The 11,571-nt window shown below is 39.9% G+C and carries 9 protein-coding genes; 5 read left to right on the top strand and 4 right to left on the bottom strand.

Annotated elements, in window-relative coordinates; genetic code table 11:
• The first annotated feature begins 100 nt into the window (after positions 1-100).
• The 4 genes from EKM61_RS10030 (at position 101) to EKM61_RS10015 (ending at position 4,028) form a co-directional block, all read left to right on the top strand.
• A complete protein-coding gene (locus tag EKM61_RS10030) occupies positions 101-1,201 on the top strand; it encodes a YibE/F family protein (protein WP_068225966.1) in 1,101 nt (366 codons plus the stop codon).
• Positions 1,198-1,968, top strand: coding sequence for a YibE/F family protein (locus EKM61_RS10025; RefSeq protein ID WP_068225967.1), 771 nt, complete (start codon positions 1,198-1,200; stop codon positions 1,966-1,968). Before EKM61_RS10030 ends, EKM61_RS10025 begins: the two co-directional genes overlap by 4 nt.
• Positions 1,969-2,199: 231 nt before the next feature.
• A complete protein-coding gene (locus tag EKM61_RS10020) occupies positions 2,200-2,574 on the top strand; it encodes a hypothetical protein (RefSeq protein WP_068225968.1) in 375 nt (124 codons plus the stop codon).
• Between the two features lie 365 nt (positions 2,575-2,939).
• On the top strand, positions 2,940-4,028 hold the full coding sequence (locus EKM61_RS10015) for a DUF871 domain-containing protein (RefSeq protein ID WP_068225969.1): 1,089 nt from the start codon (positions 2,940-2,942) through the stop codon (positions 4,026-4,028).
• A 633-nt stretch (positions 4,029-4,661) separates the two neighbouring features.
• On the opposite strand, the gene EKM61_RS10010 is transcribed toward EKM61_RS10015, so the two are convergent.
• The 4 genes from EKM61_RS10010 to EKM61_RS09995 form a co-directional block, all read right to left on the bottom strand.
• Entirely contained in the window at positions 4,662-5,585 is a 924-nt protein-coding gene (locus EKM61_RS10010) for an ABC transporter substrate-binding protein (RefSeq protein WP_075168963.1), read from the bottom strand.
• Positions 5,586-5,612: 27 nt separating this feature from the next.
• Complete coding sequence (locus EKM61_RS10005) at positions 5,613-6,614, bottom strand: FecCD family ABC transporter permease (RefSeq protein WP_068225971.1); 1,002 nt, start codon at positions 6,612-6,614, stop codon at positions 5,613-5,615.
• Positions 6,611-7,591 carry a FecCD family ABC transporter permease gene (locus tag EKM61_RS10000; RefSeq protein WP_068225972.1) on the bottom strand — a complete coding sequence of 327 codons (981 nt, stop codon included), beginning with the start codon at positions 7,589-7,591 and terminating at the stop codon, positions 6,611-6,613. Before EKM61_RS10000 ends, EKM61_RS10005 begins: the two co-directional genes overlap by 4 nt.
• Before the next feature lie 518 nt (positions 7,592-8,109).
• The gene (locus EKM61_RS09995; RefSeq protein ID WP_075168962.1) at positions 8,110-9,171 is read right to left on the bottom strand and encodes an aspartate-semialdehyde dehydrogenase; all 1,062 of its coding nucleotides are present in this window, start codon (positions 9,169-9,171) and stop codon (positions 8,110-8,112) included.
• 498 nt (positions 9,172-9,669) lie between these two features.
• Between EKM61_RS09995 and EKM61_RS09990 the strand changes: the two genes are divergently transcribed.
• Positions 9,670-11,349, top strand: coding sequence for an oleate hydratase (locus EKM61_RS09990; RefSeq protein WP_068225973.1), 1,680 nt, complete (start codon positions 9,670-9,672; stop codon positions 11,347-11,349).
• Positions 11,350-11,571 lie beyond the last annotated feature (222 nt).

Genomic DNA, 11,571 nt, shown 5'->3' with positions numbered 1-11,571 from the left:
TTAGTCACTTATGAGTCTAACTGTGTTGGACTTTTTTGTTAATTTTTTTGTATTATTACAAACTAGCACCACGCGTATACTATTGAATGAGATGATAGAGATGACGAAACAAGTCCGGCGCTGGTTATTGCCCGCCGGTATTATTTTAATTGGTTTTTTATTGGTTATTGGAACGCACTTTGATCAAGCACTTTACCAAACACCAATTGTACAAATTACGAAGGTAGCTAATGGAAAGCCAATCAAGCAAGTTGACCAATTTAAAAATGTTGACCACCAAACTAATCAAATATTAGAAGGTAAGCTGCTAAATGGGCATTATCAGGGTAAGCACGTTAAGCTGCATAATACTTATACAACATCAGGCGCCTATGACCAACAGTATAAGGTTGGTCAAGAAGTCTTCGTTACTTTACGAAAAGACGGTACAGTTAGTTTAATTCAAGGCTTAAAGCGAGATGTGACTCTGGCATTTCTAGTTTGGTTAGCGGTTAGTTTACTATTCGTTATTATGCGCACTAGTGGTATGTTAGCTTTACTAAGTGTCTGTCTCAACATGGTGCTATTCTTTTTGGCAATTACGTTAAATCTAATGCTGCACAGCAGTTATTTTTTGTTAATTTTTGCAAGCTTGGCCGTCATTTTTGCGGCCTTAACGCTCTGGCTGGTTTTAGGTCCAACCAGACAGATGTTAGTGACTTTTGGCGCCACCTTAGTTGGGACTTCCGTTGCCTTGCTATTGAGTCTGATTGTAATGCAACTCACTGGTGAAAAGGGAATTTATTATGAATCAATGCAATACGTGACTCAGGTGGCCCCACGACCCTTATTCTTTGCGGAAACACTGCTTGGTTCCTTAGGGGCTGTGATGGACGAATCAACGGATATCGTTGCGACACTTTTCCAATTACGTGAGGAACAACCAGATATCTCGGCCAAAACATTATTTAATTCTGGTCGGCAAATTGGCCGTTCAATTATGGGACCATTGGTAAATGTTTTATTCTTAATTTTTGTGGCTGAGACTTTTCCAATGGCCATTCTTTTTTTGAAGAACGGGAATACCTGGGGGTACACCTTCTCAATGAATATGTCATTAGGTGTTACGCAAAGTCTAATCAGTGGGGTTGGGATTGTTTTAGCAGTACCGATGGCCAGTTTCTTGGCTAGTCTATTAATGACTAGGGGGAAGGCAAAATGAGTACAATTCCAGCTTTAGGGCTACTTCTACTAGTAGTTATGGTACTGGTTGGCGGAAAGCAAGGGGCATTATCTTTTTTGAGCCTACTATTAAACTTTGTTTTCTTATTTGCTGCAATTGTTTTAGTTTCGCTACACTTTTCGCCAATAGTTGTCACGTTAATATTTGGTATCGTTATTTTAGCCGTTACAATCTTCTTAGGTAATGACGATGAAGTGACGACGCAAACGGCCTTTTTTGCCTCAATTTTGGTTATGCTGGTACTGTTGGCCTTAATTTTACCAGTAGAGCATTGGGCCTCCGTTCAAGGTTTTGGCATGGAAGATAGTGATGATTTAGAAGGAATGTCGCTGTTAATTGGTATTAAGTTTATGCAAGTTTCAATTGTGACGGCCGTATTTAGTACATTGGGAGCGATCGCTGAGGCCGCGATGGCAATTTCTGCCGGTTTGGCCGAGATCGTTCAGCAGCAACCAAAAATTGCGACCAAGCAGTTATTTTATGATGGGATCACGGTTGGTAAACAGATTATTGGGACAACGTTTAATACGCTATTCTTTGGCTTTTTTGGTGGCTTTTTAGGGTTGTTTATCTGGTACGTCGATTTACATTACTCATTAGGGCAATTTTTAAACAACAAAATTTTTGATGCCGAAATTTTAATGGTGCTGTTTTCTTTAATCAGTGTCATCCTAACCGTGCCAATGACGACCTGGGTCATGACACGGCGAATCCACCATGTACGTAAAAATAAACGCGCAAATTGATCTAATTATGATTGAATCAATGTCCAAATAAGCTTAAAATGGTTACTTAATTATGAGGTTAAGCGCGTTGTCAAGCGCGCTTAACTGACTAAAAAATTGTTTAAAAATCATAAGAGCTAGTTTTTTAAGTTCGTTTGGTTCGAATCAATCAGAAAAATATTGGACGGTAATTCTCAAATATGGCCTATGCTAAACTAAAGATATTATATCTAAACAAGGAGATTTTTGATTATGGCGGAAGACAGATTTTATCAACCTAAAGATAGTAAGGATGCAATGCGCTACGTTGAAAATTTATTCAATCAATATAAGGATGCACCATTAACGGATGAGCTATTACGCTATAATCAAAAGTTAGTCCGTTATTTAAGCGGGAATATTGTTGATGAGGCCACCCGTGAAGGGCACCCAGATCGCGCTAAGGCCGCACAACAAATGGCGGCTGCGATGGATGAATGGGTGCGAATTAAGGCCTTAGGTAAACCATTCACTGGTAAGATGAAACACTTTAAGATTGTATCGGGCAACCAACACGTTCGATTTAAAGCTCGACGGAATAAAGGTGGCGGCAAGCAAGTAACAATGCGCAAGACGATGCACCATTAATTGATTGGCGTATCGGTGGAGGTACTGGTTACTATGTTCTGATTAATTTTTGGGCCTGGGCCGGGTTTAGAAAATACGCTTATTAGTATTTTCCGACTAATTTAGTAGAAACGTGTCTAAAAAGGCAGATTCCTGTGCTTAGCTACGCTCGCCAAATTATCCACTGCGCGAATAATTCGGCAAGCTAGGCTGCGACTTGGACTTCGGTTTAGCCTAGTCCGATCGACATCGTCAGTAATGCTCGGAACCCAGGCGCTTTTTGAGACATTCTCTGGTTGTTAAAAATGTCCTAATAAGCGAGAATAAGGTTAAAGGAATGAATCGATAATTTCTTTAATCTTATTTAATAACGGAGGTTTTTCGTAGTGAGACGATTAGGAGTTTCGTTATACCCAGAACATTCAACACTTGCAAAAGATAAAGAATATTTGGATTTGGCGCATATATTCGGTTATACACGTGTTTTTACTTCGCTGCTAGAGATTACTGGTAACCAAGACGAGGTTGTTAATCGGTTTAAGCAAACAATTGCGTATGCTAATCAATTAGGATTTGTTGTGATGGTTGATATGAACCCACGACTTTTTAAACAGCTAGGAATCAGCTACGACGATCTTAGTTTCTTTCATGATTTAGGTGCCTGGGGTGTCCGGCTTGACGAAGGCTTTTCAGGAATGGAAGAGGCACGAATGACGCGTAATCCTTATGGTTTAAAAATTGAAATCAATATGAGTGGCGGAACTCATTATTTAAATAGTATCCTAGATTATTCGCCAGAAAAAAATAATCTATTAGGGTGTCACAATTTTTACCCACAGCGCTATACAGGTTTGAGTCGTCCGTTCTTTAATAAATGGTCGAAATTTTTTACGGATCGAAATTTAAATACTGCTGCCTTTGTTAGTTCTCAGACGGCTAGTTTTGGACCGTGGCCCGTTCAAGATGGTCTACCAACGCTAGAAGAAGACCGTGACCTACCAATCGCGGTTCAGGTTAAGCATTTAGTATTAACGGGTATGATTAATGATGTGCTTATTGGTAATGCTTATGCTTCAGAAACAGAACTAAAAGCTGCTGCCACTGCATTTTTTGCTAAACAATTAACTTATCAAGTTGAATTAACTGGGGACGTTTCAGAATTGGAACGAAAAATTGTGTTAACTGATGAGCACTTGTACCGCGGTGATCAATCTGCCTATCTGGTACGAGATACACAGCCACGAACTAAATACCGCGATGAAGCTATTCCTGCACACGACAATCAGGGAATGATTCAGCCTGGTGACGTGATTATTGTGAATAGTGATTACGGTCAGTACAAGGCCGAACTGCAGATTGCGTTGCAGCCACTTGAAAATGATGGTCGGCGAAACGTTGTTGGGCACCTTGTACCGAGTGAACGATTACTATTGGATTACATTCGTCCGTGGAGTACTTTTAAATTAATTGAATAAATAAAGAGGAGAAGTGTGCGAAAAGTCGGTTTTGGTACACGTTCTAGAGTAATACTCGAAAACAGTAAGCGACTAGCTTTTTTCCTACTCCCTCTGAATTATTAAAAAGGTTGTGCAGTAATGAAACGCACAACAAAAAACGGAAGACTAAAATAATGCAAAATAAAAACCGCCACATACAGTGACGGCTAAAAAGGGGTAAGGGTGTAGCCCTGATTGGGAGGTCAGGACTACTTTTCTTTTACTTTGGAGGAGTAAAATGAAAAATGTTAGTTTTAAGCTCTCGCTTAAAACTGTTAGGGTTGTTAGGTTGTTTGGGTATGGTTAATAAGTTGGTTCTTATTAACTATGAATATAGAATAACGGCTAAATATGAAGAAATTGTGACGAAACAGATCAATAAATTTGAAGGATAGTTTAAGGATTACTTAAGCTAGGGAGTGTTTGAAAAAGCACTTAGGTTCCGAGTATGCGTCAATCTTAACTACTATTCCGCAATTGCAAATTATTAGCAAAAGTACTTTATAAACACAATCTAACTTATGATAGTGTGACTTATTCAAAAAGGCTAACATAGCGCTGTTTTAAGCGACTAAGTTGGCCTTTTTGTTAATGGATATATTTTTAGGGGAACTAATTACCGGCCTTAATTAAAGCATCAGTCACAATCTTTAATTGTCCTCTAGTGGCATAGGGATCGTAATAATACATTTTATTGAATGGTAATTCAATGACGTGTTTTGCCTTAACGGCTGGTAATGATTTCCAAATTGGATTTTTTTGCATTGCAACTAAATCAGGGTCCTTAGTACCTTTACCACTAGAACTGGTGACAAACATGTAATCGGCCTTATATTTTGGTACTGATTCAATCGAAATTTCTTTGAAACCAGCGCCGGAATTAACCTTAGCTAAGGCTGGTGCTAATTTAAAGCCTAAACCATGAGTTAAGGCCTGGGCACCGCGACTAAATCCGGCACCATAAGCGTAAAATTTACCGTTTTGCATTTCATAAATACCAACTGTCTTTTTCCGACTAATTCCGGCCTTGTCTAAACGTTTGGACTGTTGTTTGGCAGTCTTTTTAAATGATTGTTTAAACGCCGCGGCCTGTTTATCGCGATTCAATAATTTGGCAAAATAATTTAATGACTTATAAAAGTCTTGAGTTTTGGTATAAGAAATTTGAACAGTTGGCGCAATTTTTTCCATTTTTTTGGTGTCGGCCTCATTGCTAGTGATGATCAAATCTGGTTTTAATTTTAGAACCGATTCAGGATTCATTGGCGTTCCGACATCTTTAATTTTTTTAACCTTAGCCTGATTGAGGTAAGGGTTGGCCAATTCTAACTTGGTAGAACCGACAGTATTAACACCTAAGGACATTACTTGGCCTAAATATAGGCCGGCGACAACACGTTTTGGGTGATTGGGAACTTGGACCGTGCCATTTTCGGCCTTAAAGGCGTGAGTAGCGGCCGCGTTTACTGGCCGTACAGTGCTACATAAAAAAGTGACTGCTAATAAAGCGAATATCCAGAATCTTTTCTTAAGCATAAAGACAACTCCTTTTAAGTTATAAATTTAATTTGTCTGGTGTAGTAACAAAATTACAAAGTAAGGCATGGTAATTACGGCGACGACAAGTCCGACTGGTAATTGACTTGGAGCGAAGGCGACCTCGGCAACAATTGCAGCAAATAAAACGAGGTCGATGCCAATTAGTACCGTTAAGGGGAGATAGTAGCGACTTTTGTGACCAACTAATGAATGTGCAATGTGTGGCGCCATTAAACCAACGAAGCTAATGGCACCGCCGCCGGCCACTGCGATCCCGGCTAATAGTACGGCCAGCAATAGTAAATTTCGGCGTTTGTTTCTAACTGCCAATCCAAGGCTGCTAGCAGACTGCTGCCCGAGGGTTAGTAGATCACTACCCCATAATTGGCGAACCATGAATGGCAAAATGACTAGAATGGCACAAGTTAGAACAAAAATGTAGCTCCAGTCTTGATTCCAAAAGTCACCACTGATCCAGATAATTAATTTGTCAAAATCAAACTGATTAAGTTGCAGTTCAATCAATAAAATAATGCCATTTAATAAAGTACCGCTGGCGATACCAATTAATAAAAGTTGCAGCGGTTGTTGCAAACGCCGCTGTATAAAGACAATTGCAGCACCTAAAAGACTGCCAAGTACAGCAAAAAGTGGTAAACCAATCGTTTGTGTTAAGTTGATGTAGTGACTAAGCGCTAGAAAGATTACTGCGCCTAAGCTGGCACCGGCATTAATGCCCATGACGCTAGTATCGGCCAAAGGGTTTTCAGTAACTAATTGCAAAATTGCACCACTAAGGGCCAGACAACCGCCACAGATAACACTTAACATAATTTGTGGTAAACGAAATTGCAGTAAAATAAGTTGTGACTGTGCATCACCTTGGCCAACTAAGGTTGTAAGAACGTTATGTAAAGAGAGGTGAATGCTGCCGTGGGTCATTTGAAAGAAACTTAATAGAACAAAAAGGACTAATAGACCAGCAAACCATGCACCAAAGCGGTGTTTTCTTTTTAGATTAGTCAATTCAAGGCCTCCTCTTGATTACGCCAGAGGAAAATGAATAGAAATAAGCCGCCTAAGATAGCAGTCAGCGCACCTAAGGGCAATTCAAAGGGTGGATGGGCAGACTTAGCCAATGCGTCGCCAAAGCTGAGAAAGGCGCCCCCAGCAAGTAATACTTGGCCAACTGTATGCTTGAAATTGTGGCCGCTGAGTAAAGCGATACATTGGGGAATTCCCAAACCAACAAAAGCAATGTTACCGGCCACGGCAACACTGGCACCGGCGGCAAGTACAATTAGGCAGGCTGCCCATAAACGTGTCCAATTTCGTTTTGTCCCTAACCCTTGGGCCAATTGATCATTGAGCGCAAGCAGCGTCAATTCTTGGCGAAGACAAAATAGGCCAATAACTAAAATGAAAAAAGTAATGGCAAGCAGAGTAACCGCCTGATACGTTACACCGGAGAATCCACCGACTAACAATGTTCGGTATTTTGCAGTTGACTGGGTGAGTAAACTGACAGCGTAAGCCACGCTGACAAGAAAGCCTGAAAAAATTGTACCGCCTAAAATTAATCGCAGTGGTTGCATACCACTGCGCGTTACTGATAGGCCAAGCACAATACAAAAAGCAATTAAAGCGCCTAACAATGCAAGTCCAAAACGGGCAGCGATGGTAAATGGAATACCAACCACCGTACCAATGATTAGAGCCAGATTTGCGCCACTATTGACGCCTAAAATCGCTGGATCAGCAATTGGATTACGTGAAATGGTTTGTAGTAATTGACCCGCAACAGCTAACAAGCTACCAATTAACACACTGGCCAACGCACGAGGTAGCCGAACTTGTAGAATTATTTGCTGTTCTAAGCCAGTGTGTGGGTGAAGCAATGTTAGTGGGCTGTACCAAGTTGGTCCACTGCAGAGGTCGATAGTAAAGCCTAATAATAACAGGCAAATTAAGATAAAATTCAAATGGGCTATTTTATGTTGCATCCTTTTCCCCCTTACCGAGAGAGTGTTTGGAAAAGCGGTTAGATTCTACTCTGCAATTATAGTGAGTTATTTACAAAGATCGCAAATAGCTTAGGACGCCTCGAATGTTGTCGATTCTTGTGGCAAAGTTTAAAGGTCACAGTTACAAAGTCCGTAACTGCTCGCGACTCAATTCGTCTCGGTCACCGCAGGAAGCTGCTTTTTCAAACACGTTTACACTAAATTAGTCAGGTGAATACTAGTAAAAGTATTTTTCAAACACGATCTAAGGCCAATAATGATTAAAATGAAAAAGATCTCATTTAAGTTTTAATTTTAGCAGAAGAAATAGTTTATATCTAGACTAATTGAAAACTATTCTCAATTACGGACTAACCGATTTAAAAAAGCAAGGCCGTGAAGTGAACCCAGACTTTTGTCCCACACCTTAATTTAAAATTCTCTTTTACTGTACCAAAAAAGCGCTAGAAAGTTTAGTTTGCTTCAAACCAAATTTTCTAACGCTAATAACTAGCCCATTATTGCATGTGTAGTAGATTTAATTTATCTAGATGTTCCGCAATTTGAACTGAATTCCACGCGGCACCTTTCAATAAATTATCGGAAACGTTCCATAAATGATAGGCGTTATCTTCTTCTTGATCAGGTCGAACACGACCAACAAAGGTATCGCGACTACCTTCCGCGTTGATTGGCATTGGGTAGATTTGATGATCAGGATCATCTTGTAAAACGACACCAGGGGCGTTGCGTAGAGCAGCTTGAATGCCCGCAACATTAGCATTTTTAGCGTCTTCAACTTCAAAGTAAACTTCTTCAGAATGACTGACTGGAACGGGGACGCGAGCACAAGTTGCGGTTACCTTGATAGCCTTACTGTTCATGTCACCAGCCATGATCTTTTTGGTTTCGTGGATCATTTTCCATTCTTCATGGGAGTAGCCATCTTCTTCAAACACGTCGATTTGCGGTAAAACATTAAAAGCAATTGGATAGTGCTTTTTATCACCAGCAGTTGGTAAAATATCAGCGTGCATTTCTTTGCCATCTAAGTAATCTTGCGTTTCAGTTCGTAGCTCTTGTAAAGCACGGTTACCGGCACCACTAACGGCCTGGTAAGTTGAAACAATCACTTTTTTTAGACCAAATTTTTGGCGAATTGGTTCTAGTGAAACAACCATTTGAATCGTCGAGCAATTTGGATTAGCAATGATACCATGATGCGCATAAAGTGCCTTTTCATTAACTTCAGGAACAACTAAAGGTACTTCAGGATCCATGCGGAAAGCACTTGTATTATCAACAACGACAGCGCCACGTTTAACAGCTTCAGGAGCAAATTTTTTGGAAACACCGCCACCAGCAGAGAAAAGGGCTAGATCAACGCCCTTAAAAGAATCAGGCACAGTTTCTTCAACAGTAATTGTCTGGTCTTTAAACTTTAATTGTTTACCAGCAGAACGACTAGATGCTAGCAATTTTACAGAATTAATTGGTAAAGTTGTCTCCTCTAACATCTGAATCATTCGGGTACCAACAGCGCCAGTTGCGCCAACCACTGCAACATTATAACCACTCACAGTAAAAGACCTCGCTTTTTATAAGTTAGCCTATAGTTTAGCACAAAATATAAAATTAGAAAACAATGAAACCTCACATTGTTTTATTAAAATGTTTAGTGACGTGCTTTAGACTAGTGCTAATCGTTATTCCAATAAATATTCTAATTGCTTAATAATTTATTCTTTTTACAGGATGAGGCCCTGGATGAAAAGTCTTGTGGTCCGTAAATGAGCACTTAGATTAATTTAAATAGTCAGGGTCATATTTTTATCTGGAAAACAATCAAGTAGTGAGTGTGGCTAAGTAATGGATTTATGCATAAATTTATTAATTTTGGCGGATTAAATTTTACTAATTAATTAAAATAAGTAAAAGTTGTGGTGAGTAATTCGGACGTTTACAGTTTTCTGTGTTATTTTGTAGTTAAGCGTTTTCTAATTATTAAACAAAACAGGTACGAGAACGTTTATAATGTAGATATCAAATGTCCTTAAACAGAATCGGAGGTAATTAGAATGACCCAAAAAGCTTATATGATCGGTACTGGAATCGGTAATTTAGCTGCAGGTATCTATTTGATTCGTGATGGTGGTTGGCGTGGTGATCAGATTACTATGTTTGGCCTGAATAAACATGGTGCTAACGATGGTGATACGGTCGCTGCCTATGAGGATGAGTACGGGATTACACCACTTGGAAACAGCCAGGGCTATTTGGCCGAGGGTGGTCGAATGTTAAATGAGGAGACGTACGAAAATCTTTGGGATCTATTGCGGGAAGTTCCGTCATTAGATAATCCTGGTCAATCAGTAACGGATGATATTTTAGATTTCGATCACGCACACCCAACGCATGATGTTGCCCGTTTAATGGATAAGTTTAACGGTATTCGGAATAAAGGTGACCGCCAGGATTATAATCATATGCAGTTTAATAATCACGATCGTTATTTGTTAAGCAAATTAATGTTGTTACCTGAAAGCAAAGAGCAAGAATTAAATGACGTGAGTATTAAGCAATGGTTCAAAACTAGTCAGCATATTTTTCAGACTAATTTCTGGTATATGTGGCAAACTACCTTTGCGTTTAAGAAGGAAAGTTCTGCGATGGAATTACGCCGTTATATAAACCGGATGATTCTTGAATTTAGTCGGATTAATACACTTGCCGGAGTCACCAGAACGCCTTACAACCAGTATGAAAGTATTATATTACCAATGCGCAAGTATCTAACTGATCGTGGTGTTCAGTTTGTGAATAACCGTAAAATCACGGCGTTCCAATTTAAAGACACACCACTTCGTGACGATATCATCGTGACCGGTTTAGAATACGAAGAAGTTGATAATGACAACCAAAAGGGCAGTGTCTCGATTGAAGAAAATGATCTTGTCTTTGATACTAACGGTGCCATTACTGACAGTACTTCAATTGGTGATCTAGATACGCCAATTAAGGAAAATATGGAGTATGCGCCGAGTGCTCAATTGTGGAAACAGGCCACCGAACACTTTTACGATTTAGGTCATCCTGACAAGTTCTTTAACGACCGATCGCAAAGTGAGTGGATGAGTTTTACAATCACAACCAGTGATCACTACTTGCTGAACCAGGTAACGCGGATTACGCAGCAACAACCTGGCAATGCCCTAAATACTTGGATTGATAGTAACAACTTGATCTCAATTGTTGTTCATCATCAGCCTCATTTTAAGGCGCAAAAAGAGAATGAAACTGTCTTTTGGGGCTACGCAATGTATCCACGGCGGCAAGGGGATTACGTTAAGAAACCATTTATCGAGATGACTGGCCGTGAAATGTTGCAGGAATTACTGGGTCACCTAGCAGAAGTCGATAGCAGTAAAGATAATATTCGGCAACACACGGATAAAATTATGGCCAGTATTATTAACGTTATTCCAGTTTACATGCCGTATGCCAGTGCCCTCTTTAATCGCCGGGCAGTTGGTGACCGACCAGCCGTTGTACCGAAGCATTCCAAGAACTTAGCTTTCATTGGTCAATTTGCGGAAATGCCATTTGATATGGTCTTTACTGAACAATATTCATTCCGTTGTGCCCAGCGCGCCGTTTACCATTTCTTGGGCATTCCTGCTAGTGAGTTAACACCATTACACCATTATGAAAAAGATCCAAAAGTAATGGCACGAGCAACCAAGACAATGTTCCGTTAAAAATGGGTAAAGTGATGTTAGGTAGTTAATTTTATACGGAAACTACCTAACGAATTACGTTCTAATTAGCGCGTGGTTTGAAATTATTTGTTGCAGAAATTGTGACACTAAAGAGGTCGGGACAAAAATCCTGGCCTCTTATTTGTGGGTCTCTGTCAAATCGTATTGGTGGAGATTTTGAACGGCACATTCACTTCGGTGAATGTGCTTTTTGTTTACTCA

The sequence above is a fragment of the Loigolactobacillus backii genome, from assembly GCF_003946275.1.
Classification (GTDB): Bacteria; Bacillota; Bacilli; order Lactobacillales; family Lactobacillaceae; genus Loigolactobacillus; species Loigolactobacillus backii.
Note: the sequence above shows the minus strand (reverse complement) of the source record. Positions and strands in the feature narration are given on the sequence as shown.